Origin of the sequence: Erwinia sp. ErVv1, assembly GCF_900068895.1 — a bacterium.
Lineage (GTDB): Bacteria > Pseudomonadota > Gammaproteobacteria > Enterobacterales > Enterobacteriaceae > Erwinia.
Genome location: NZ_CDPK01000001.1, coordinates 75,713 through 98,256, shown reverse-complemented (window position 1 = coordinate 98,256; position 22,544 = coordinate 75,713). Strand labels below are relative to the sequence as shown.

Annotated in this window: 19 protein-coding genes; 10 read left to right on the top strand and 9 right to left on the bottom strand. The window is 56.7% G+C overall.

Annotated features, from left to right (window positions below; translation table 11 throughout):
- Window positions 1–62 precede the first annotated feature (62 nt).
- The gene (uspA, locus tag A1830_RS00415; protein WP_067700106.1) at window positions 63–500 is read right to left on the bottom strand and encodes a universal stress protein UspA; all 438 of its coding nucleotides are present in this window, start codon (window positions 498–500) and stop codon (window positions 63–65) included.
- A gap of 443 nt (window positions 501–943) precedes the next feature.
- Between uspA and uspB the strand changes: the two genes are divergently transcribed.
- Window positions 944–1,279: a universal stress protein UspB gene (gene uspB / locus A1830_RS00410; RefSeq protein ID WP_067700103.1), complete on the top strand. Its 336-nt coding sequence runs from the start codon at window positions 944–946 to the stop codon at window positions 1,277–1,279.
- Window positions 1,280–1,332: 53 nt separating this feature from the next.
- On the opposite strand, the gene pitA is transcribed toward uspB, so the two are convergent.
- Window positions 1,333–2,835, bottom strand: coding sequence for an inorganic phosphate transporter PitA (gene pitA, locus A1830_RS00405; RefSeq protein WP_156484912.1), 1,503 nt, complete (start codon window positions 2,833–2,835; stop codon window positions 1,333–1,335).
- Window positions 2,836–3,073: 238 nt separating this feature from the next.
- Here pitA and A1830_RS00400 point away from each other — a divergent pair, with 238 nt between their 5' ends.
- Window positions 3,074–4,258, top strand: a complete 1,185-nt coding sequence (locus A1830_RS00400; RefSeq protein ID WP_067700097.1) for a BaiN/RdsA family NAD(P)/FAD-dependent oxidoreductase — start codon at window positions 3,074–3,076, stop codon at window positions 4,256–4,258.
- A 39-nt stretch (window positions 4,259–4,297) separates the two neighbouring features.
- Here the strand turns inward: A1830_RS00400 and traT are convergent, their stop codons facing one another.
- A complete protein-coding gene (gene traT / locus A1830_RS00395; RefSeq protein WP_067700094.1) occupies window positions 4,298–5,029 on the bottom strand; it encodes a complement resistance protein TraT in 732 nt (243 codons plus the stop codon).
- A gap of 267 nt (window positions 5,030–5,296) precedes the next feature.
- On the opposite strand from traT, the gene A1830_RS00390 reads away from it, so the two are divergent.
- Both A1830_RS00390 and A1830_RS00385 read left to right on the top strand, forming a co-directional pair.
- Entirely contained in the window at window positions 5,297–6,421 is a 1,125-nt protein-coding gene (locus tag A1830_RS00390; RefSeq protein ID WP_067700091.1) for an alkene reductase, read from the top strand.
- 14 nt (window positions 6,422–6,435) lie between these two features.
- On the top strand, window positions 6,436–6,750 hold the full coding sequence (locus tag A1830_RS00385) for an ArsR/SmtB family transcription factor (protein WP_067700088.1): 315 nt from the start codon (window positions 6,436–6,438) through the stop codon (window positions 6,748–6,750).
- Between the two features lie 12 nt (window positions 6,751–6,762).
- Here A1830_RS00385 and A1830_RS00380 read toward each other — a convergent pair whose 3' ends face one another.
- Together A1830_RS00380 and hpxD are read right to left on the bottom strand one after the other, a co-directional pair.
- A complete protein-coding gene (locus tag A1830_RS00380) occupies window positions 6,763–7,731 on the bottom strand; it encodes a PDR/VanB family oxidoreductase (protein ID WP_067700085.1) in 969 nt (322 codons plus the stop codon).
- 9 nt (window positions 7,732–7,740) lie between these two features.
- Window positions 7,741–8,769 carry a molybdenum cofactor-independent xanthine hydroxylase subunit HpxD gene (gene hpxD / locus A1830_RS00375; protein ID WP_067700083.1) on the bottom strand — a complete coding sequence of 343 codons (1,029 nt, stop codon included), beginning with the start codon at window positions 8,767–8,769 and terminating at the stop codon, window positions 7,741–7,743.
- Window positions 8,770–8,914: 145 nt separating this feature from the next.
- On the opposite strand from hpxD, the gene A1830_RS00370 reads away from it, so the two are divergent.
- The 3 genes from A1830_RS00370 (at window position 8,915) to A1830_RS00360 (ending at window position 13,159) form a co-directional block, all read left to right on the top strand.
- On the top strand, window positions 8,915–9,838 hold the full coding sequence (locus A1830_RS00370; RefSeq protein WP_067700080.1) for a LysR family transcriptional regulator: 924 nt from the start codon (window positions 8,915–8,917) through the stop codon (window positions 9,836–9,838).
- Between the two features lie 131 nt (window positions 9,839–9,969).
- The gene (locus A1830_RS00365) at window positions 9,970–12,045 is read left to right on the top strand and encodes a TonB-dependent siderophore receptor (protein WP_067700077.1); all 2,076 of its coding nucleotides are present in this window, start codon (window positions 9,970–9,972) and stop codon (window positions 12,043–12,045) included.
- Between the two features lie 19 nt (window positions 12,046–12,064).
- Window positions 12,065–13,159, top strand: a complete 1,095-nt coding sequence (locus A1830_RS00360; RefSeq protein WP_067700074.1) for an ABC transporter substrate-binding protein — start codon at window positions 12,065–12,067, stop codon at window positions 13,157–13,159.
- A gap of 89 nt (window positions 13,160–13,248) precedes the next feature.
- On the opposite strand, the gene proP is transcribed toward A1830_RS00360, so the two are convergent.
- Window positions 13,249–14,754: a glycine betaine/L-proline transporter ProP gene (gene proP / locus A1830_RS00355; protein ID WP_067700071.1), complete on the bottom strand. Its 1,506-nt coding sequence runs from the start codon at window positions 14,752–14,754 to the stop codon at window positions 13,249–13,251.
- Between the two features lie 263 nt (window positions 14,755–15,017).
- Window positions 15,018–16,595 (bottom strand): EAL domain-containing protein, encoded by a 1,578-nt coding sequence (locus tag A1830_RS00350; protein ID WP_067700068.1) that lies wholly within the window; start codon window positions 16,593–16,595, stop codon window positions 15,018–15,020.
- A 231-nt stretch (window positions 16,596–16,826) separates the two neighbouring features.
- Here A1830_RS00350 and A1830_RS00345 point away from each other — a divergent pair, with 231 nt between their 5' ends.
- The gene (locus A1830_RS00345) at window positions 16,827–17,597 is read left to right on the top strand and encodes a class II aldolase/adducin family protein (RefSeq protein WP_067700065.1); all 771 of its coding nucleotides are present in this window, start codon (window positions 16,827–16,829) and stop codon (window positions 17,595–17,597) included.
- A 17-nt stretch (window positions 17,598–17,614) separates the two neighbouring features.
- On the top strand, window positions 17,615–18,565 hold the full coding sequence (locus A1830_RS00340; protein ID WP_067700062.1) for an ABC transporter substrate-binding protein: 951 nt from the start codon (window positions 17,615–17,617) through the stop codon (window positions 18,563–18,565).
- A gap of 99 nt (window positions 18,566–18,664) precedes the next feature.
- Here the strand turns inward: A1830_RS00340 and uxuA are convergent, their stop codons facing one another.
- On the bottom strand, window positions 18,665–19,852 hold the full coding sequence (uxuA, locus tag A1830_RS00335; RefSeq protein ID WP_067700059.1) for a mannonate dehydratase: 1,188 nt from the start codon (window positions 19,850–19,852) through the stop codon (window positions 18,665–18,667).
- A gap of 119 nt (window positions 19,853–19,971) precedes the next feature.
- Window positions 19,972–21,021 (bottom strand): AI-2E family transporter, encoded by a 1,050-nt coding sequence (locus tag A1830_RS00330; protein ID WP_067700056.1) that lies wholly within the window; start codon window positions 21,019–21,021, stop codon window positions 19,972–19,974.
- Between the two features lie 291 nt (window positions 21,022–21,312).
- On the opposite strand from A1830_RS00330, the gene A1830_RS00325 reads away from it, so the two are divergent.
- The gene (locus A1830_RS00325) at window positions 21,313–22,533 is read left to right on the top strand and encodes an MFS transporter (protein ID WP_067700053.1); all 1,221 of its coding nucleotides are present in this window, start codon (window positions 21,313–21,315) and stop codon (window positions 22,531–22,533) included.
- The last annotated feature ends 11 nt before the right edge of the window (window positions 22,534–22,544 follow it).

Genomic DNA, 22,544 nt, shown 5'->3' with positions numbered 1-22,544 from the left:
GTGCGGCAGAGTCGCGGCTAAGCACAAACCTTCACGCCCGGTCATTCTGGCCGGGCTGTGGCTTACTCTTCGTTGTCATCATGCAGTGGAACAATCAGCATATCGATGTGAATGGTGTTAATCAGCTGACGTGCTGACGACATCAGCTTGCTCCAGAAGTCCTGATGGTGACCACAAACAACCAGGTCAACATCATACTGCCGGATAGCATCGACCAGCACCTGGCCCAAATCACCACTGCCGCTCAGCGTTTCAGAAACCGGGTAGCCGGCGCTGGTGGAGAGTTCGGTGAGTGCGGAATGTGTCTCTTCCGAGATGCGTTTTTGCATATCGCCGAGGTTAACGTCGATCAGCCCGGTATAGAGATCGGAATAATTAACGTCGACGTGGATCAGGGAAACTTTGGCGTTGTAAGGGCGGGCCATTGAAACCGCTTTTGCTACCAGCAGTTTACTTTCCGGTGAAAGGTCTACTGCGATCAGAATGTGTTTATAAGACATAACGATACTCCTTCCTTTCGTTGCGGCTGCGTAATCGCCAGCAAATTCGTCTTTGATGCATCATACGGTGAAATCCATTGCTCAGGTTTAATACGATGCGGGATTTCACAGAGGCCTTCAGGCTTTGATCCTGCCTCCTGATTTTATTTTCGCTATGCAGTATAGACTGAATTGTTAACAGAATCTGTGTTACGGCGCGTCCTTTGCGAGCGGGATCAAAGTGAAAACGCCCCTTTTTCAACCGAAGCCGTAAACAACGCTGGAACTATTTTAATCAGATCTCCTACACTGTTAATGACAGTACGCCATGCGCTAATGGCGGGCAGGTTGCTGTGACAAAAAAATTCCGTGGTTTTCAATTCTGTATTTGGCGATTCATCGTGGGAGCCGGGCCGGCTTTATCCTGCGTCACATTCACGTTGATGAATTGTCGGGAGGGGATCATGATCAGCACCATCGCGCTTTTTTGGGCTCTGTGTGTAGTTTGTGTTGTGAATATGGCACGCTACTTCTCTTCGTTACGCGCGCTGCTGGTGGTCCTTCGCGGATGCGATCCCTTACTCTATCAGTATGTGGATGGCGCGGGGTTTTTTACCTCGCACGGGCAACCCAGTAAGCAGGTTCGTCTGGTACGCTACATCTGGTCGCAGCGCTATCGTGACCATCATGACGATGAGTTTATCCGGCGCTGCGAGCGCGTACGCAGCCACTTTATTCTGACCTCTTCACTCTGTGGGATGGTGGTGATTAGCCTTGTCGGGCTGCTGATTTGGCACTAATAAAAAAAGGGTGGAAGCCTGGCTTCCACCCTTTTTGTCTCGCTGTGCGTTCGTTACGGCAGGAGCTTAAGCGCTATCCAGTACAGGCCACCTGACAACAATATCGAGACGGGCAGGGTAAAGACCCACGCCAGCAGGATATTTTTAATCGTACGCCCCTGTACGCCGCCGCCGTCAACCAGCATGGTACCGGCAACGGAGGAGGAGAGCACGTGGGTGGTTGATACCGGCATGCCGGTATAGCTCGCCACGCCGATAGAGACGGCTGCCGTCATCTGCGCGGACATCCCCTGCGCGTAGGTCATGCCTTTCTTACCGATCTTCTCACCGATGGTGGTCGCAACGCGTCGCCAGCCCACCATGGTACCCAGCGACAGAGCCAGCGCGACGGCAAAGATAATCCACACCGGCGCATACTCAACGGTATTGAGCAGGTCACCCTTCAGCTTATTCAGGAAGCGCCGATCGTCCGGCTGCGTTTCTGACAGGCCTGCGGCTTTATCGGCGGTATCAGAGATACACATCAGCAGGCGACGCAGCTGCGCGCGCTGGTCGACGTTCAGCGTATCGTAGCTTTGCAGATTGTTGAGCAGGCCCTGCGCGTGTTTAATCGCCGGCATCGCACGGGCGGCATCACAGTGGAACTCCTTTGGCCCTCCCGCGTTTTCTTCCGGCGTCGGTACGGCAGGCGGCGTCAGTTGCACAATATGGCTCAGTGAATCAGCATGCTGCTGATAATACTGTTCCAGATGGTTTACCGCGTCGCGGGTGCGGGTGATGTCGTAGCCGGAGGCATTCATGTTGACCACAAAGCCTGCGGGTGCCACGCCGATCAACACCAGCATAATCAGGCCAATGCCTTTCTGACCGTCATTAGCGCCGTGCGAGTAGCTCACGCCGATGGCTGACACAATCAGCGCGATACGGGTCCAGAACGGCGGCTTTTTCTTGCCGTCGAGCTTTTCACGTTCCGCGGGCGTCATATGAATACGACGACGCTTTTTGCTTCCGCTCCAGTAGCGACGCAGGATAAACACCAGGCCGCCCGCCAGCACGAGGCCAACGATGGGGGAGATAACCAGGGACAGGAAGATGTTGATCATTTTCGGGATATTCAGCGCGTCGACAACCGACGTGCCGGTCATCATGGCGTTGGTCAGACCAATACCGATAATGGCCCCGATCAGGGTGTGGGAGCTGGAGGCCGGAAGCCCGAAATACCAGGTGCCCAGATTCCAGATAATCGCCGCCAGCAGCATGGAAAACACCATCGCCAGCCCGTGCGCCGATCCAACGTTCAACAGCAGGTCGGTCGGGAGTAAATGAACGATAGCATAAGCAACGCTTAGCCCGCCCAGCAGTACGCCAAAGAAGTTAAATATCCCGGCCATTGCCACCGCCAGTTGCGATCGCATAGCGCGGGTGTAAATCACAGTTGCCACCGCGTTTGCCGTGTCGTGGAAGCCGTTAATAGCCTCGTAAAACAGAACAAAGAGCAGGGCAAGCACCAGTAACAGGCCGGTTTGGTAATCAAGACCAGCAAACAGATGTAGCATAAGCGTTACGCCATTTTTGGAGGACATGAACGCGGCGCATTATCAGCGAGAAACCGCGCCAGGGGAAAGAGAAATATAGACTTTTTTTGAGGTCATCGCGTCAGAAAGGCGGAATAAGGGGGCAAATGTGTTGAAATTTCACTCAGTTACAAAATGTTTCCGTACGGTGTCCTGTTACGCTGGTATCGGTTCGGGCAACTCTCTACAATCAGCGTTTTTGTAGGGGCAGGGCGAAATTGTGGAAAAATTTGACGTTATTATCATCGGCGCGGGTGCAGCCGGATTGTTCTGTGCCGCGCAGGCCGGACAGCGCGGCAGGCGGGTGCTGCTGCTGGATAACGGCAAAAAGGCGGGCCGTAAAATCCTGATGTCCGGCGGCGGTCGCTGCAATTTCACCAATCTCTATACCGATGCGTCGGCCTATCTCTCTCATAACCCTCATTTCTCTAAATCGGCGCTCGCGCGTTATACCCAGTGGGACTTCATTGACCTGGTCAACCGCTACGGCATTGCCTGGCATGAGAAAACCCTGGGCCAGCTATTTTGCGACGATTCTGCACAGCAGATTGTCGATCTGCTGCTGAAAGAGTGCGACGCGGGTAGCGTCACCCTGCGGCTGCGCAGCGACGTGGAGAGCGTCACGCGTGATGAAGAGGGGTATACCCTGCAGGTAAACGGCAGCCCGGTGCGGGCGGAAAAACTGGTGATTGCCTCCGGCGGCCTGTCGATGCCGGGGCTGGGGGCGTCACCGTTTGGCTATAAAGTCGCCGAGCAGTTTGGTCTGAGCGTCTTCCCTACCCGGGCCGGACTGGTGCCCTTCACGCTGCACAAACCCCTGCTCGAGCAGTTGCAAACGCTCTCCGGCGTGGCGGTGCCGTCCGCAATAACCGCCGAAGACGGCACCCTGTTCAAAGAAGCGCTGCTGTTCACCCATCGCGGCCTGTCCGGCCCCGCCGTGCTCCAGCTTTCCAGCTACTGGCAGCCGGGGGAGTTTGTGACGATCGACCTCTCGCCCGAGCGCTCACTTGATGATTTTATCAGCCAGGAACGTGAGGCGCACCCTAACCTGAGCCTGAAAAACAGCCTGGCAAAAGTGCTGCCGCGTCGCCTGGTCGAATGCCTGCAACTGCTGGGTAGCGTACCGGAATGCACGCTGAAACAGCTTAACAGCCGTCAGCAGGCCGATTTGGTAGCTTCTCTGCATCAATGGCGTATCCAGCCTAACGGCACTGAAGGCTACCGCACCGCCGAGGTCACTCTGGGCGGCGTCGATACCCGCCAGCTTTCGTCAAAGACGATGGAGGCAAAGACGGTGTCGGGCCTGTACTTTATTGGTGAAGTGGTGGACGTGACGGGCTGGCTGGGAGGCTATAACTTCCAGTGGGCGTGGGCGTCGGCCTGGGCGTGCGCGCAGGCGTTATGATGAAACCGTAATGGGCGAGGCTTCCCCCGCCCGGATCCGTTACATAATTCCGGCAACAGATTTAGCCAACTGCGCTTCCAGCACCGGCTTTGCTTCCTCAAACTTCAGGTTAACCTTGTTGGCATTAGAGACCACGCGGGTCTGATACTTCATCCGGTTACCTTCTTCGCTGCTGGTCTGGATCTTCACGCCCGCATTGCCCTGACGCAGCACCCCGAGGTTATCCGTCGTGACCGCGGCCTTGCTGCGTTCGCTAATCTGCAAATCGGTGACCATGGTGTAGTTGACGTCTTCAACCAGCGCGTCCGCAGCAAGGCCAACCAGACCCACCGCCAGACCCACACCCAGCGCCGCGCCGCTGGAGTTACTGTTATAAGCGGTAATTCCCGCGCCGAGTGCCGCGCCGGTCGCCGCGCCCTCATAGCCTTTACCCAGCAGGCCCTGTGCTTCACGCAGGTCCATTTTATCGGCCTTCAGGACGTTTGCCTGAATCCAGTAGTAAGCCGCATCGGGTGAGGAAGTCACGGTGTAGCCTTTGTTACGCAGATCCTGCGCCAGCAGCGTTTGCAGGTCGCTCATATCCTTGTCAGAGGTGTTACGCACCTGAATGTAAACGGTTTTATCCGAAGAGGGCTCAAGCCAGACGGTTTGGCTCATCTGCGTCTTTACCTCAAGGTTACGCTTTTTGATGGCGGTACCCATGGCGCTACAGCCGGAGAGCACGAGACAGGAAGCGACCAGAGCCACCACCAGTTTTTTTTGGTTTTTCATCTAAAAAATCCTTGTAAAAAACGGGGCATGCACGCCCCGAAATACTACAGAGTCAGTGAGTTATCAGGCAGGGAGGAGATAATTTCCCCCTCCGGCTGTATGACGGAAGGGTTATCGGCCGAAGGACGGGATACTTAACGCTTTTTAACGGATTCCGATCTTTTAGCTGTCCAGGGCATTTAGGGCATCCAGGATATTTAATGCATTTACATATTTAAATTTATAAATATAATGGCCGCATTCTTCCCCAATGGAACGCTTAACGTTATGACCCAGACCACACTCTTCAGCCCCCTACAGCTTGGTGGATTCACCTTACGCAACCGCATAGCACTGCCACCGTTAACCCGCTGTCGCAGCGAGCAGCCGGGCAATATCCCCGGAGCGATGATGGTGGACTACTATCGCCAGCGGGCCAGCGCCGGGTTTATGATCACCGAAGGGACGCAGATCGAGCCGCGCGGGCAGGGCTATGCCTGGACCCCAGGTATTCACAGCGCAGCGCAAATTAACGGCTGGAAAAAGGTGACAGAGGCGGTGCATCAGGAAGGCGGCGTGATTTTTTGCCAGCTCTGGCACGTAGGCCGGGTCTCCCATAATCAGCTACAGCCCGATCAGCAGTCCCCGGTAGCACCCTCTGCCGTTGCTGCGACCGGCGTGCGCGTCTTTATCGAAACCGGGCCGGGCGAAGGGATGCTGACCGCACCTTCCACGCCGCGCGAGCTGTCCACCGCCGAGATAAAAGAGATCGTCCAGCTCTACCGCAAGGCCGCTGAAAACGCGAAGGAAGCGGGCTTTGACGGCGTGGAGCTGCACTCGGCAAATGGTTACCTGATTAATCAGTTCATCTCCGAACACAGTAATTTCCGTACGGATGAATACGGCGGCTCACTGGAAAACCGCCTGCGCTTTCTAAAAGAGGTAATTATTGCGGTCAGCGACGTGTTCGGCAGCCAGCGCGTCGGCGTACGCTTTGCGCCGCTGTTTACCAGTACCGATGAAGAGCGGGTGTATCTGGGCCTGGTGGAGAGCGATCCGCACAGCACTTATATCAGCGCCGCCCGGATGCTCAGCCAGCTTGAAACGGGCTATCTCTCGATTGCCGAAGCCGACTGGGACAACAGCCCGGAGCTGCCGGAGAGCTTCCGCGTTGCGCTACGCGACGCTTTTCAGGGGCCGATTATGTATTCAGGACGCTACACCCAGCAGAAGGCGGAACGCGTGCTGGAGAACGGCTGGGGCGATCTGTTTGGTTTCGGTCGAACCTTTATCGCCAACCCGGATCTCCCGGCGCGGTTTAAACAGGCCCACCCGTTGAACCCGGTTGATGCCGCATCCCTGTATGGCGGTACGCGTAAAGGATATACTGACTACCCGGTTTATCCTTCCTGACGATGTGAGGCTGCATGTCACCTGAAAATGCCATGAAACTGTTGGCTAACCCAACGCGTATGGCAGTACTGAAATGGCTGCAAAACCCGGCGGAAGCCTTTGCCGGTTACAGCCAGCTTTACGACTACGATCGGTACGGTGTGTGTGCCAGTCTTATCCAGGACAAGGCGGGACTTTCTCAGCCCGCCACCTCGCTTTGCCTCAAGGTATTGCAGGAGGCCGGGCTGCTGGAGGCGATAAAAGTAGGCAAATGGACCTACTTTCGCCGCTGCGAACCGCGCATTCTTGAACTCCGCGAGTCAATAAAGGATTTCCTCAACGGCCTGTGATACCCCATGATTCTACAGGTCCAGAATAAGGTTCGGCGAATGGCTGCGCGAGCAGCAGAGGGCAATTTGCTGAACCGGCGCGGCCTTTTCCTCTGTCGACTGCACCGTATCACGGTGATCGACAGCGCCGGCAATGACGCCGGTCAGACAGGCGCCGCACATCCCCATTTCGCAGGAGAGCGGCACGTTAACGCCATTTTCCTGTAGCACGCAGGCGATGCTCTTGTCGGCGGAAACCGGCCAGCACTGGCCGGTGCTGGCGAGCGTGACGGTAAAGGCATCGTCAGGGCGTTCCGCGGCGGGCAGAGAGGGGGGAAGAAAGGCCTCCGAATGCATACGCGACTCCGGCCAGCCCTGTTCAGCCGCAATACGGCGCATATGATCCATAAACCCTTCCGGCCCGCAGAGGTAGAGATGCCGATCCCCGTCAGCCGATAACAGCTCCGGCGGCAGATGCCCGCGTGGGCTATGCCCCTCGCTGCTGTACCAGATATGGCAGCGGCCATGGCGGAACGTGCGGCTTAGCTCGCGCACGAAGGCCGCGTTGTGCTTCTCACGCACGTAGTAATGCAGCACAAATGGCGTGGCAGAAGCCTCAAGCGCTTCGACCATGGCGAAAAGCGGCGTGATACCTATTCCCGCCGCGACAAGGATAGCCTCACCGCCCGCTGCCAGGGGGAAGACGTTTCTCGGCGGGGAGACGGTGACCACCTGTCCGGGCCGCAGACTGTCGTGAATATAGCGGGATCCCCCACGGGAGTGGCTTTCGCGGGCCACGCAGATCACATAGCCTCGCTCGCCGCACCCTGGGCCGGTCAGCGAATACTGACGGGTAATGCCGTTATCCAGGTGCAGATCGATATGTGCGCCTGGCTGCCACTCCGGCAGCGGCTGACCGTCTTCTGCGACGAGGTGGACCGCCAGGTTATTGCGTCCCTGACGGATGAGTGCATCGACGACAACCCGTAGCCTGTTCATTATTGCTTCCCCTCAGACCAGAAAGAATTCACCAAACCCCATCTTTTTCAGCCCACGACGGTAGGCAATGGAGCTGCGATCGGCAGGAATATGGGCCTCAAGCGTCAGGTCGAGCGGCAGGCGCTCGGGGCGCTGCGTTTCCACCATCAGCCGGTCCTCTTCAAAGACGCGATGATTAAAGGCGTGAACCTCCTCAACGGGAATATGCAGATCGAAATTGCGGGCGATCGGCGCAAACATGCGCGTTTTACGTGCCGAAACCGGCGAGGCGGCGTTCATAATCACCAGCCGCGCTTCGCCAGGGAAATGGATGGTCAGCGTGGCGGTGAAGGGCAGGTGCATCTCAAAGTGCCGCAGCCAGCTAAACCCCTCCGGGGCGCGAAAGTCGGAGCTGGCCGGATAGTTACCCACCGTGCTCCAGTAATCGACCGTAAAACCGTGCGCCGTTTCAACCGGGTTATAGGCTGGCACCACCTGATTGTTGGGGTCGGCAAAGGTGTCGGTATGGATCCATGCAAAGTGCGCCACGTCGAGAAACCCCTCCACCTGCCGCCCGGCAAAACCCTCTACGTCGAACGGTGGGCAGGTGATCTGCTGAAAACCGTCGTCGAGCCAGTGGGGCATCTCCGGTAGTGGGGCCGGGCTGCCCTCTTCGGGCGCCAGGCAGACCCAGATCAGCCCGTAACGCTCTTCCACCGCGTAGGGGGTGAGGTTGAGTTTGGCCGGTATCGGCTGATCGGGGCTGGACGGGATGCGATTACAGCGGCCATTTTCACCAAAGCGCAGCCCGTGATAAGGGCAGATAATTCCCTCCTCGTCACTGAAACCCAGCGTCAGGGGCACGCCACGGTGCGGACAGACGTCCCTGGCCGCCACAACCTGGCCTTTCACGCGGTAAAGCACCAGCTGCTCATCCAGCAGCACCGCTTTGGTCGGGGCGGCGCTGACGTCGCAGGTGCGCGCGACGGGATGCCAGTGGCGGGCAAGGCGCAGCCAGTCATCTGGCTCAAACGTACAGTGTGCGGGAGGCGTTGGGTTCATAGTGCATTTTCCTGTCGGTGGCTCACAGTATGTCGGCGACGTTGGCTGACGGTGTTATTGTCAGTTCATTCTGTGCGGATAAGGGTGTTGCAATCCATCAGCAAATATTCACTATGGTGTTGCAAAAAAGTTTACAGGAGCGGCTATGAGCCCATTTTCTCGCTTTGCTATCTACTTTGCCGAAGTGGCTAAAAGCGGCAGCCTCAGAAAGGCCGCGGAAAAACTTCACGTTTCCGCTTCGGCGATCAACCGACAGATCCTCCAGGCGGAAGCCGCCTTTGGTACGCCGCTCTTCGAGCGCCTGCCCGAGGGGCTGAGGATGACCACCGCCGGGGAACTGCTGTATGACAATATCCTGCGCTGGCAGCGGGAGTTCCGCGTCACCCGCCAGCGTTTTGACGATATTTTAGGGTTGAAGCGGGGGCATGTGAGCATCGGTATGATTCAGGCGCTTAACGAAGGCTGCATGGCCGATGCCCTGGCGAACATCGCATCAGCCCACAGCGGGCTGAGTCTGGACCTGACGGTAGGTGACAGCCTGACCATCAGCCAGCGTATCCGGCAGTCGGAAATTGATTTTGGGCTGATCCTCGATCCCCAGGGGCAGGGCGGGCTGGAGGTGGTTGCCTTTACCGAGCTGGAGATGGGGGTGGTGATGCTGCCTGACCACCCACTCAAAGACCGCGAGGCGCTTTCCCCCGCCGAGCTGAGCGGCGAAAGGCATATTCTGCCTGGCGAACCGCTGGTGGTGCATGAGCGGGTCCGATCGCTCTATCGCTATCATAACTTCGCGCCTGAAAATGCCATCGTCTGCAATGATATCAGGCTGATAAAATCGCTCATCAAACAAGGCGGTAGCGTCTGCGTTCTCAGCCTGCTGGACGTGCTGGAGGAGGTCAGGCATCGTCAGCTCAGCTTTGTTCCGCTGAAGGGTAAGCATATCAGGCCGCTAACGCTGGCTCTCTGTATTGCCCCTTCACGCCAGCTTTCCCGGGCGGCGCAGATGGCGATAAAAGAGATGGCCGCAGCGATTGAAAATATGGCAGTTGGAGGGGATACACGCAGTTAATTAAATTGATAATGCCAATGATAGTGATTACCATTCGCGAACAAAAAATAACGTTCGCCTGTGTAACTCATCTTATGAAATCACTTTTATTGGTTCGCTCTGCTTTTAATCGCCTCACCGGGACCTCCTGTATGATCGTGCTGACTGCGCTGCCCTGCAGCGGAGTCGCGGTCGCGGAAGAAAACAAAGATCCTACGCTAACCGTTACCGCCGATGCCGCCAGCCAGACCGGCAGCTACGCGGAAGATAGCGCCACCACTGCCACCCGCACGGCTGCACCACGCAGTGAAACGCCGCAGTCCGTTAGCGTGGTCACCCCGCAGGTCATCAGGGACTATCAGGTCAAAAGCGTCAACGACGCGGTTAAGTTTGTCAGCGGCGTCACTCAGGGGAACACCCTTGGCGGCACCGAGGATGGCTTCGTTAAGCGCGGCTTCGGCGCGAACTCCGACGGCTCCATTTTTCTTGACGGCGTACGCAGTAATCAGGGGCTGTCGATGGACGCCACCATCGATCGCGTCGAAGTGTTAAAAGGGTCGGCTTCGCTGCTCTACGGTATTCTTAATCCGGGCGGGGTAATCAACCTGGTCAGTAAAAAACCGCAGTATGAGTGGAACACGCACGTCAGCGGGGAAACCAGCAGCTTTGGCGGGGGGTCCGGCGGGGTGGACGTTACCGGCCCGCTGGGAAACGGCTTTGCCTTTCGGCTGATCGCCGAGCGCCAGCGCGAAGATTACTGGCGCAACTTCGGCGTTAATGAACATACGTTAGTCGCGCCCTCACTCAGCTGGTTCGGCGAAAAAGCGTCGTTCAATATCAGCTATGTTGAATATAAATATGACGTGCCCTACGATCGGGGCACCGCGTTTATCAACAAGAAACCGGTCAACGTACCCTATAACCAGCGGCTGGATGACAGCGCCAACCACGCGTGGGGGAAAAATAAGCGGCTGAACGTCAACTACGCCTGGGCACTGGATGATATCTGGGACACCCACCTCAACTATGCCTGGATGCAGCGCCGCTATGACAGTAACGAGGTCAGAGCGACGGCGATTAACACCACCACCGGCATTGTTTCCCGTCGCGCCGACGCCAACCGCGGCTTTAACCACCAGACCACTTATCTGTCCTGGGATATCGGCGGCAGCCCCACCCTGTGGAACAGGCAGCACGATCTGGTGCTGGGGGTGGACTATGAGCAGAACGAAACCTACAAAGCCCGCTCGTACCGGGGCAAAGTCTCTAAAACCTTCAATATGTACGATCCGGTCTATGGTGAGGAGCCGGTGCTGAACAGCAGCACCTATGCGGATTCCGTCAGCAACATTCGCACCAACCTCTACAGCCGCTCCCTCTTTGCGAAGGACAGCATTCACCTCACTGATAAGTGGATTGCGGTGCTGGGCGGACGCCTCCAGCGCTACACCCAGACGGCCAGCCATGGCGTTGACAACCCGGTCACCACCCTTAACGATCGCGGCGATGCCTTCTTACCGCAGATGGGGCTGGTCTATAAAGTGCTGCCTGACGTTTCGCTTTACGGCAGCTACAGCCGCTCTTTTACCCCCTCGACCCAGACGGACGATAACGGCAATGTCGCCTCGACCGAGAAAGGTACGACGTGGGAAGTCGGCGCGAAGTGGCAGGCCATGCCTGCGCTGTCTGCCACGCTGGCGCTGTACCGGATTGATGAAAAGGATATGTCGGTGTTTATCAACGGCGTGACGCGAGACATTCCTAAAGCGCGCTCAACCGGGGCAGAGCTTGAGGTCAACGGCGAGCTGGCAGAGGACTGGAACCTGATTGCCACCTACAGCTACGACAAAACCGAGATTGTTGAGGACGGCGTCAATCCTGAAAACGTCGGTAACCGCCTGGTCAACGCGCCGCGCAATATGGGCAGCCTTTATCTCAGCCACGCCATGCGCTTCTCCTGGCTACCGGGGGAACTTCGCGTGGGCGGCGGTGGCCGCTACGTCGGCAGCCGGGCGGGCGATCCTGAGAACAGCTTTACTATGCCGGACTATACCGTGGCCGATGCGTTTATCGCCTGGGACAGCAGGCTGGTGGGTAAACATACCCAGCTCAAGCTGAATATCAACAACCTGCTAAACAAACACTACTACGAGTCCAGCGCGGGTAACCTGCGGGTGATTGAGGGCGAGCCGAGAGTGGTATATGTGCAGGCATCGGTAGATTTCTGATCGCTTTCCGGAGGGCGCAATGAGAAAACGTTTATTTCTGCTGCTGATGCTGATCGGCAGCCTGGCCCAGGCCAAAACCATTACCGATATTTTGCAGCGCAGCGTGGTCATCCCTGACGATCCCCAGCGAATTATTGTGGGGGAAAGTCGGATGATTTATACCCTGGCGCTGGTTGAGGAGGGCAATCCGGCGAAGCGGGTGGTGGGCTGGCCCGGAGACCTGAAAAAGCTGGACAGCCAGAACTGGGCGCGGTACACCGCTGCCTTTCCGGAGATTAATGCCATCCCGGTGATTGGTCAGGCGAATTACGGTCAGATCAGCGTGGAAAAGGCGATCGCCCTGAAGCCAGATCTGGTCATTCTGCCGGTATACGCCAAAAAAGGGAGCAATCACGACGACGTTCAGGCTCAGCTGACCCGTGCGGGTATCCCGGTTATTTATATTGATACGCGCGTTGACCAGCTCGCCAATACCGTCCCCAGCCTGAGGATCCTCGGCCAGGCCCTTAATGACAGCGCGAAGGCCGGGCGCTTTATTGCTTTTTACCAGCAGCATATGCAGCAGATCAGGCAGAGGTTGGATCAGGCGCAGCCAGAACGGCCCGGCGTTATGTTACAGCTGCATATCGGACGGCGGGAAACCTGCTGTACCACGGTCAGCCACGGCAATCTGGCCGATCTCATCACCTATGCCGGGGGAAATAACATTGCGGCAGGGCGGTTTGCCAGCGTCTTCGGGCAGCTCAGCCCGGAGGCGATCGTTACGGCCAATCCGACGCTCTGGCTGGCCACCGGCATGGCGGGGCCGGGACAGAAGAATCAGCTGCAGCTTGGCCCTGACGTTAGCGCCGGGCAGGCAAGGGCAAGTTTTCGTCAGGTGCTGAGCCGCGATCCCGTCGTCTCCCAGCTGTCGGCGGTGCGCAGTGGCAGGACGCTGGCGGTGTGGCACAATTTCTATATGAGTCCCTGGCATCTGCTGGATGTAGAGATTTTCGCGAAATTCTTCCATCCCCAGCTGTTTAGCGATCTGGATCCGCAGCGAACCCTGGATGAAATGAACCGTGACTTTTTGACGGTGCCACAGACCGGAACCTACTGGACGACCGCGCAGTGACAGACCAAAAAAAACTGCACCTTACTCAGTTGGCAAGCCAACCTTTGGGGTGCAGTCTGTGTTAAGCGCTTATTGCGCTTCGGCGTGGATTACTCGTTGATATTCGGATGCTGGTTGATCAGGTGCTTACGCTTCTCTTCCAGCTCGGCAATCTGCTCGCTGATATCACCGATTTTAGTCTCGATGTTATCGTGATGCTCCTGCAACAGCTCTTTTGCCTCGGCCATATCTGAGGCCGCTGGCGTGGCACCGCGCAGTGGCATATTGGCCGTCTCTTTCATCATGATACCGGTTACCAGGCCCACGATGGCAACAATCATCAGATAATAGGCAGGCATATAGAGGTTGTTGGTCGCTTCAACCAGCCAGGCGGCCAGCGTTGGCGTCAGACCTGCCACCAGAATAGAGATGTTAAAGGCACTGGCTAAGGCGCTGTAGCGGATGTGCGTAGGGAACATCGCGGGCAGCGACGAGGCCATCACCCCGGTAAAGCAGTTAAGCACCACCGCCAGAATCAGCAGACCGGCAAAAATCAGCGGCATCACATTGCTGTTAATCAGCATAAAGCAGGGAATGGACAGACACAGCAGGGCGATACTACCGATGATCACGAAGGGACGACGACCAAATTTATCGCTCATCAGGCCCATAATCGGTTGAATAAACAGCATACCAATCATAATGGCAATGATGATCAGCACCCCGTGATCTTCAGAGTAGTGAAGATTGTGGGTGAGGTAGCTTGGCATGTACGTCAGCAGCATGTAATAGGTGACGTTGGTGGAGAGCACCAGACCGATACAGGCCAGCAGGCTTTTCCAGTGTTTGGTCGCAATCTCTTTAAACGAAACTTTAGGACCGTCAGCCAGCCCTTCACGATCGCCCTGCTCAAGCTTTTCAACGTGCTGCTGGAAGGCCGGTGTTTCTTCCAGCGCGCTACGCAGGTAAAGCCCGACAAGACCCAGCGGCAGGGCGACGAAGAACGGCACGCGCCAGCCCCACTCCAGAAACCTTGCTTCGCCAATAACCGTTGATATCAGCACGACGAGGCCGGCACCCAGCACAAATCCTACAATTGAGCCGAAGTCCAGCCAGCTGCCCATAAAGCCGCGCTTGCGGTCCGGGGAGTATTCGGCAACGAAAATGGATGCACCGGTGTATTCGCCCCCGACGGAAAAGCCCTGAGCCATTTTACACAGCAGCAGTAGAATAGGCGCCCAGATGCCGATGGAGGCATGGGAGGGGATCAGGCCAATACAGAAGGTACTGACCGACATAATAATGATGGTAATGGAAAGGATCTTCTGGCGGCCATATTTGTCACCCAGCCTGCCAAAAAACAGTCCACCCAGCGGACGGATAAGAAAAGGTACCGAGAAGGTCGCCAGTGCGGCAATCATCTGCACGCCCGGATCGGCGCCGGGGAAGAACACCTGACCTAGCGCAAAGGCGACAAATCCGTATACCCCAAAGTCGAACCACTCCATCGCGTTACCCAGCGAGGCGGCGGTAATAGCCTTGCGTAACCTGGCATCATCAATGATCGTTACGTCTTTTAAGCCCATTGGCTTAACACGCTTCCTACGTAGCTTCATAAAACCCCTGTAATAGTCTGTTTCCCAGTTAGAATTCTCCCATAAACCGTCTGAAATGAACGAATTACAGCGGTTCAGGGTACAAATTATCTGTGGTCTATAGCCAGGCAGAAAGTGAAAAGCGGCGGGTGGAATCGTCTATCAACCCGCCCTTTTCTGTTATCAGTATATCGTTTTCTGGTCGCGTAACATAATTTCTGACGGGATCCGACGCGGCTTAACCACATAATCGGCCCGTGAGATCGTCCCGAACGCGGTCAGATTTATAGCGGATAAGGCGGGGCTGGGTTTGTGCTCTGCAACCACGCCATCAGCGCACTGCTGGTCATAGGGTGAGCAAAGAGATAGCCCTGAATATGGATAACGCCGCGTGCTTTAAGGTAGTCGAGCTGGACCGGCGTTTCGACGCCTTCTGCGACAATTTTAAGCCCCAGCTTCTGGCTAAGATTAATAATCGCATCCAGAATCGGCGCTTCACCCCCGGCAAACTCGATGGCGTTAACAAAGCCGCGATCCACCTTGAGGTAGTCCAGCGGAAAGGTCTGGAGATAGCTCAGCGCACAGTGCCCGGTGCCGAAGTCATCAATCGCGATATGAATGCCTTCCGCACGCAGCTGATGCAGCTTCTTCACCACGTCATCGCCATCGGAGATCAGGCTCCGCTCGGTCAGTTCCAAAGTGATATTCAGCTTTTGGGCAGCAAGCTGCGCGGCAAAGCCGCGGATATCCTGCACAAAATCGGGGTGCTGAAGATGCTCAGCCGCTACGTTGATCCCAAGGTGGAATCCAGGCGGTACGTGCCAGTGCTGGACATCTCTGATAATCAGCGTCAGCAGATGCCGCGTTAGCGGCACAATCATCCCCTCTGACTCTGCGGCGCTGATAAAGCGGTCCGGCTTTGCCCAGCGGCCATCCGGCAGCTGCCAGCGCATCAATGCTTCCGCCCCGCCGTAGCGGTTGGTTTCAAGATTAAACAGCGGCTGGTAATTAACGGAGAACTCGTCACGCGCAATGGCGCGGCGGATCAGGTCGCCGTAGGAGAGCCGCCGTTTAAGCCAGTTGCTGGTCACCGTCATGAGCAGGAGCGAAAGGATGAGCGCCATCGGCAGGAAGGTATACAGTCCCTGTCGCCAGGTATAGGCGGTATCCGCAGGCGGCGAGGTCACACTAACGACGATAGGGTAACGTTTGGAGGTCGCGGTATAGGTGTTGGCGTGAATAAACCCCTCGCCCGCGCTGGGGATGTTGCCGCGCGTAATGCGAAATCCGCCGCCGAACTGAATGGCGATACGGTAGCCGTGGCTTTTACCTACTGCGTTCATAAAATCGTGAAGGTACTGGCCATCGACCAGGGCAAAGCTGCTGGAGCCCTCCGGCCCGTCGCGGACAAAGATCACTGCCGGACGATCCCTGACGCTATAGGTGCCCGCCAGAGAGAGGACCCAGGAAGTCCTCCGGTTTTCAGGCGGCGGACGCTGAAGCAGGATTGTAATATTGCCCTGCTTGCTGCCGAATGCGGAGGAGCAGGTGATGGTATCGTGCTGGATAGTGCCTACGGAGCGGAAATAGGGGTAGATAGCCGAAAAGCGCTGGAGTCGATCGTTAATCTCTTCACAGGGTTTTCCGGAGAACTGCTGTAGCTGGGCAATCATCTTCCAGGCATGATCGCTGATGGCCTCGGACTGGTTTAACAGCATTTCGGCGGTGACGGCCTGCTGGCGCTGGATAATCTGCGTGGCTTCGATACCGGTAAAAACAAGACAGAGCAGCAAAGGCAGCAGGCCCGCCAGTGTCAGGTAAAGTCCCTTACGTTCACGTCCCTTTAATAAAAGAGAGTCCATATCGTCTTCCTGTTTTCACCCAATTTTATACGCACGGTTGGCGGTAAAATAGCATGTCCGCTGTGCCGACAGATAAATATTGGCGGGCAGTGGAAAAATAAACTTTGTGCATATTCCTTAGTCAATATTATGCAGTTTATTGTCATATTCATTATTTCCCCGGTATTTTCTCCTGTGCCAGGATGCCCTGTCCGCGGCCCGTCCGCGTTTAACAGGTCAGGAGAAAAATGAATGGCAGAGGTTACCGAATTGAATGCGGCAACGGGTCTGCGAGCCCGTATTTCCGATGCGGAGTGGCGAGCACGCGTTAAACTGGCGCAGTGCTATCGCCTGGCGGCAAAATTGCGCTGGACGGATCATATTTATACTCACTTCTCCCTGCGCGTACCGGGTGAACTCCCGCATTTCCTGATCAACGCTTACGGCCAGACCTTTGATGAGATTACGCCTGAAACGCTGGTCAAAATTGATATTGATGGCGAAATTATCGACGATCCTACCGGGTCGGGGATCAATCCTGCGGGTTATGTGATCCACAGTGCGATTCATCGCGCCCGCCCGGAAACCCACGCCGTCCTGCACACCCATACTGCGGCGGGCATAGGCGTAGCGGCTCAGCAGCAGGGGCTGTTGATGATCTCCCAGCACAGCACGCGCTTTCACCGCCGTCTTGCCTATCACGATTATGAAGGGATTGCGCTGGATCTCGATGAGCAGCAGCGCATCGTGGCCGATTTGGGCGATCTCAACGCGCTGATCCTGCGTAATCACGGTCTGCTGACCTGTGGCCGGGATTTGGAGGAAGCGTTTTACAATCTCTACTATCTGGAGCGGGCGTGCGTTGCGCAAATAGCCGCACAGTCCGGCGGGGCTGCGCTGAGTATTATCCCGGATGCGGTAGCGGAAAAGGCCGCGCTGGCGTTTGATAATGGCATCAGAAACAAAAAGTATCTCCTGCACTGGGATGCTTACGTCCGTCAGCTACAGCGAAACGCACTCTGACAGGGGGAAGAGACACCATGTATAAATCGCTATTGACGGCTTTACTGCTCTGCGTTTCCGTTACTGCCAGCGCGGCAGAGGATCTCTCCGGCGTCACGCTGGTGCTGGGCGATCAGGCCCGTAATTTGCGTTCGCTGGTGGAGGCATCCGGCGCGATGAAAGGTGCGTCTTATCACTATCGCTGGGCCAATTTTCAGGGCGCCGCACCGCTCTTTGAAGCGCAGCGGGCGGGGGCGGTTGATACCTCTTACGCCGGAGACCTGCCGGTACTGATGGCTGCCGCTGGCGGGGTGGATCTTAAAATCATCGCAACCAACGTGGGAGACGCGGGATCTAACGGGCTGATTGTCCCGGCCGATTCTCCGGTCCACAGCGTGAGGGATCTGGCAGGGAAAACCGTTGTCGTTTCCTCGGCGCGCGGCAGCATTTCGCAGCATCTGCTCTATGGCGCGTTGCAGGAGGCGGGCATCAAAAGAGAGGCGGTCCCGGTTCGCTTTGTCCTGCCCGTTGACGCCAGCGCGGCGTTTAACTCCGGTCAGATTGCGGCCTGGGCCACCTTCGATCCCTATCTGGGCATCGCCGAACAGCACGGCGCACGCCTGCTTCGCGACAGTAAAGGGCTGACGACCGCACTGTCATTTGTGACCGCCACCGACAGCTCGCTAAAAGATCCCCTTAAGCGGCTGGCTATTGCCGACTTTGCCCGCCGACTGGCGAAGGCGCGGGCCTGGGGAATTGCGCATCCCGACGACTATAATCAGGTTTATGCTGCGCTTACCCGTCTTTCACCGCAGGCGTCGGCACCGATCACGGCGCGGATTTCTCACGGCATCAGGCCGGTCTCCGCAGAGGATATTAAGAAAGTACAGGGCGTCTCCGATCTGTTCTCTTCGCTGGCGATTCTGCCGCAGAAGGTGGACGTACAGGCGATCACCGATACCAGCGTCTTTGAGGCCCGGCTACAGTGAATTGCGGTTTTTTTATCGTTGATCGGGCGGCCCGGTCCGGTCATCCTCAGGGGTAGACCGGAGCGGTGAGTGATCATGGCAACCGGTTCAGGGTACGCGTTAGCTATCGCTGTAAAAGAGTTGTTGAAGCGCAACCTCAACGCCGCGAACCTCTGCCAGTCCTTTAAGCCGACCAATGGCAGAATAGCCGGGGTTGGTTTTTTTATGCAGGTCGTCCAGCATCTGATGCCCGTGGTCGGGCCGCATGGGAATAGGGCGGCTATCACCCTCCCGACGACGACGCTGCTCCTCGGCCAGAATAGCCTTAACCACGCCCACCATGTCCACGTCGCCACCGAGGTGGGCGGCCTCATGAAAGCTTTTCGGGTTGTCTTCGCGCTGCGTGGAACGTAAATGCGCGAAATGGATCCGATCGGCAAAGGTCGCGGCCATGTTGACCAGATCGTTATCAGCCCGAACCCCAAGCGATCCGGTACAGAAGGTGAAGCCGTTATGACGGCTGTCTACCGCCTCCTTCAGCCACTGGAGATCTTCCTGGGTAGAAACGATGCGCGGCAGGCCGAGCAGCGATCGCGGTGGATCGTCCGGATGCACCGCCAGCCTGATGCCTGAAGCTTCCGCGACCGGTACAATCGCCCGCAAAAATTCTGCCATGTGCTCACGCAGTTTGGCTTTATCGATCCCCTCATACTGCGCAAGCTGCGCCTGAAACTGCACCAGCGTATAGCCCTCTTCCGCACCCGGCAGACCGGCAATGATATTGCGGGTTAGCGTTTCCACATCGTCAGGGGTCATCGCGGCGAAGTAGCGAGCAGCCTGCTCCCGTTCCTGCGGATCGTAATCCTGCACGGCACCGGGGCGTTTGAGTATGTGCAACTCAAATGCGGCAAAGGCCGTATCATCGAAGCGCAGCGCTTTGGCCCCGCACGGCAGTGGCCAGGCGAGGTCGGTCCGCGTCCAGTCCAGCACCGGCATAAAGTTGTAGCAGACGGTATCTATCCCACAGTTGCCCAGATTTCGCAGAGATTGCTGATAGTTAGCGATAAAACGCGGGTAATCGCCGCGATGCGTTTTGATCGACTCATGAACAGGGATGCTTTCCACCACTGACCACACCAGGTTTTTCTCTGCCAGCAGCGCCTGGCGGGCTTTGATCTCCTCTACGGGCCAGACATCGCCGTTGGGAATATGGTGCAAGGCCGTCACAATGCCGGTGGCGCCAGCCTGCCGTGCATCATCCAGCGAAACGGGGTCGTTCGGGCCATACCAGCGCCACGTATGTTCCATGTTCAGCTCCTGTATCATCGAAGAGTTAAGGCAGAAAGCCGCTAAACACAGCATAAAGCGCAACGGCAAAGGATGCCGTGATGACGATCGCAGTGGGCAGGTAAGAAGCGCCTGAAGGGTTACTTCAGGCGGACGGTACGAGGCCTGCCGTTGCCAAGTAAAATCGCCAGCTTGCTGCCGCCTGGCGTCGTTTCCATCAGGATTTTACAGACGCAGGTCAGCGGAACCGACAGCAGCATACCGATCGGCCCCAGCAGCCAGCCCCAAAATATCAGCGACAGGAACACCACCAGGCTGGAGAGTCCCAGGCCTTTCCCCATAATCCGCGGTTCCAGCATATTGCCCAGCACCATATGAATAACGGTAAACAGTGCGGCGACCAGTGCGGCGTCAAAAGGCGTGTTAAGCAATAAAGCCTGAAGCAGAGGGGGGATACCGGCAATCACCGGACCGATATTAGGAATAAAGTTGAGCACAAAAGCCACCACGCCCCACAGCAGCGCAAACTTGATGCCCAGCAGCAGCAGCACCAGCCAGACCGCAATACCCGTTATCAGGCTAAGTAACGTTTTCAGCGCCAGATAGTGCGTCACGCCTTTCAGTGCCTTATGCAGGCCGGCAATGCGAATTTTCGGGTTAACCAGGGCGAAACGCAGCTTATAGGGCAGATGATGAACTTCAAACAGCATAAAAACGACCGTCATAAACAGCAGCACGGTCCCGGTCATTGCACCGGAAAATTGACTTAGCAGGGTACCGGCCAGATTCATCATCGAGCTGGGATCGAGACGTTCAATAATGCGGTCGGTAGAAAGATTAATATGAAAGGGTGCGGCAAAATGCTGCAGGATAGCGAGTTTTTGCGCCATCTGACTGCGGATCTGCGGGTAAATATCGCTGAAATCATTGATTGAACCGGCAATCATTGCCACCAGCAGTGCAATAATAACCAGCATGGCCAGCGTCACCAGCGTAATCGCCAGGCCGCGTCGGACCCCGCGCCGCATCAGTATCGTCACCAGCGGATTCAGCACTATCGCCAGAAACAGTGCCAGCAGAAAGGGTACCAAAATTTCCGAGGCCGCTTTGATCCCGGCCAGAATGACGACCAGCATGGCCATTTTCAGCAGCATATTCTGCCCTATCTTCTCCTGCTGCAGCTCGCTCATGGCTTCTCCGGGCAATAATATTGATACAAAGCTTAGCGCCTTTACCGGCTAACTTGCTGAATTTAAGAAAGTTCGTAGTACTTAGCACGTTTATTGACCGTTAATGTGTATCGGCAGTGGCCTTTTCGCGTCAGTCAGGCTCTTTTTCTGACTTACGCTGGCCCCTTTGAGGCTGGTTGCTGACTCCCTTAAAGCCTGGTTTAGGGGGAGCAACAGACAGAGGAGTGATCTTCGCCGTTAAAACCAGGTATAGTGCAACCTTGTGCTTTTCCTGAAAGGGTATCGCTTTCCATGCCTGAACAACCCGGAGCGGAGGCGGCCCCTAACGCTTTTCGCCTGAATCTGCGTATTATCTCCGTCGTGATGTTCAACTTTGCCAGCTATCTGACCATCGGGTTGCCGCTGGCCGTTTTGCCCGGCTATGTACATGATGTCATGGGCTACAGCCCTTTCTGGGCAGGACTGGTTGTCAGCCTGCAATATTTTTCCACGCTAATCAGCCGGCCTTATTCCGGGCGCTTCGCCGATCTGTGGGGCGCTAAAAGAGTGGTCATCATCGGGCTTTGCGGCTGCTTTCTGAGCGGAATTTTCAGTCTGCTGGCGGCGCTGGGCGCAGGGATCCCCATTCTGAGCCTGCTCCTGTTATGCGTTGGCAGAGTGATTCTGGGGGTTGGACAAAGCTTCGCCGGGACTGGCTCAACGCTCTGGGGGGTCAGCGTGGTTGGCTCGCTGCATATTGGGCGAGTGATCTCCTGGAATGGTATTTTCACCTACGGGGCTATGGCGGTGGGTGCGCCGTTGGGCGTGGCAATCTATCGCTGGGGCGGCCTGCTGCTGCTGGCCTCGGTGATCGCTGTTATCGCCTTTGTGGCGATTGTGCTTGCGCTGCCGCGAGCGAGCGTGAAAAGCAGCAGGGGCAAGCAGCTGCCTTTTCGGGCGGTGCTGGGGCGGCTTTGGGGCTACGGTTTTATTCTTGCGCTGGGGTCGGCGGGATTCGGGGTAATAGCCACTTTTATTACGCTGTTCTATCAGGATAAGGGGTGGGACGGTGCCGCCTGGGCGCTGACGCTGTTTAGCGCCGCGTTTGTGGGGACGCGACTGCTGTTTCCTAACGCTATCAACCGCCACGGTGGACTGGTCGTGGCGCTGGTGTGTTTTGCCGTTGAGGCGGCAGGATTATTCCTTGTCTGGGGTTCAGCCGAACCCTGGGTGGCAAAGCTGGGTGCTTTACTCACCGGAGCCGGGTTCTCACTGGTGTTTCCGGCCGTGGGCGTAGTGGCGGTTAAAGCCGTACCACCCCAGAATCAGGGCAGTGCATTAGCAACCTACACTGCCTTTATGGATTTGTCTCTGGGCGTAACCGGCCCGCTTGCCGGATTCGTGATGAGCTATCTGGGCATACCGGTTATCTACTTGCTAAGTGGACTGCTGGTTTGTCTGGGCATGCTGCTAACCTGGAGGCTGAAACGTCAGTCGCAGAGTAAAAGTGAGGAGTGTATCGAAGGGGAATAGGCTAGCGCCTT

What these genes read in the sequence shown, in the direction of transcription:
- uspA (WP_067700106.1), bottom strand. Translation starts at nt 500, where the DNA reads ATGTCTTATAAACACATTCTGATCGCAGTAGACCTTTCACCGGAAAGT.
- uspB (WP_067700103.1), top strand. Translation starts at nt 944, where the DNA reads ATGATCAGCACCATCGCGCTTTTTTGGGCTCTGTGTGTAGTTTGTGTT.
- pitA (WP_156484912.1), bottom strand. Translation starts at nt 2,835, where the DNA reads ATGCTACATCTGTTTGCTGGTCTTGATTACCAAACCGGCCTGTTACTG.
- traT (WP_067700094.1), bottom strand. Translation starts at nt 5,029, where the DNA reads ATGAAAAACCAAAAAAAACTGGTGGTGGCTCTGGTCGCTTCCTGTCTC.
- A1830_RS00390 (WP_067700091.1), top strand. Translation starts at nt 5,297, where the DNA reads ATGACCCAGACCACACTCTTCAGCCCCCTACAGCTTGGTGGATTCACC.
- A1830_RS00385 (WP_067700088.1), top strand. Translation starts at nt 6,436, where the DNA reads ATGTCACCTGAAAATGCCATGAAACTGTTGGCTAACCCAACGCGTATG.
- hpxD (WP_067700083.1), bottom strand. Translation starts at nt 8,769, where the DNA reads ATGAACCCAACGCCTCCCGCACACTGTACGTTTGAGCCAGATGACTGG.
- A1830_RS00370 (WP_067700080.1), top strand. Translation starts at nt 8,915, where the DNA reads ATGAGCCCATTTTCTCGCTTTGCTATCTACTTTGCCGAAGTGGCTAAA.
- A1830_RS00365 (WP_067700077.1), top strand. Translation starts at nt 9,970, where the DNA reads ATGATCGTGCTGACTGCGCTGCCCTGCAGCGGAGTCGCGGTCGCGGAA.
- A1830_RS00360 (WP_067700074.1), top strand. Translation starts at nt 12,065, where the DNA reads ATGAGAAAACGTTTATTTCTGCTGCTGATGCTGATCGGCAGCCTGGCC.
- proP (WP_067700071.1), bottom strand. Translation starts at nt 14,754, where the DNA reads ATGAAGCTACGTAGGAAGCGTGTTAAGCCAATGGGCTTAAAAGACGTA.
- A1830_RS00350 (WP_067700068.1), bottom strand. Translation starts at nt 16,595, where the DNA reads ATGGACTCTCTTTTATTAAAGGGACGTGAACGTAAGGGACTTTACCTG.
- A1830_RS00345 (WP_067700065.1), top strand. Translation starts at nt 16,827, where the DNA reads ATGGCAGAGGTTACCGAATTGAATGCGGCAACGGGTCTGCGAGCCCGT.
- A1830_RS00340 (WP_067700062.1), top strand. Translation starts at nt 17,615, where the DNA reads ATGTATAAATCGCTATTGACGGCTTTACTGCTCTGCGTTTCCGTTACT.
- uxuA (WP_067700059.1), bottom strand. Translation starts at nt 19,852, where the DNA reads ATGGAACATACGTGGCGCTGGTATGGCCCGAACGACCCCGTTTCGCTG.
- A1830_RS00330 (WP_067700056.1), bottom strand. Translation starts at nt 21,021, where the DNA reads ATGAGCGAGCTGCAGCAGGAGAAGATAGGGCAGAATATGCTGCTGAAA.
- A1830_RS00325 (WP_067700053.1), top strand. Translation starts at nt 21,313, where the DNA reads ATGCCTGAACAACCCGGAGCGGAGGCGGCCCCTAACGCTTTTCGCCTG.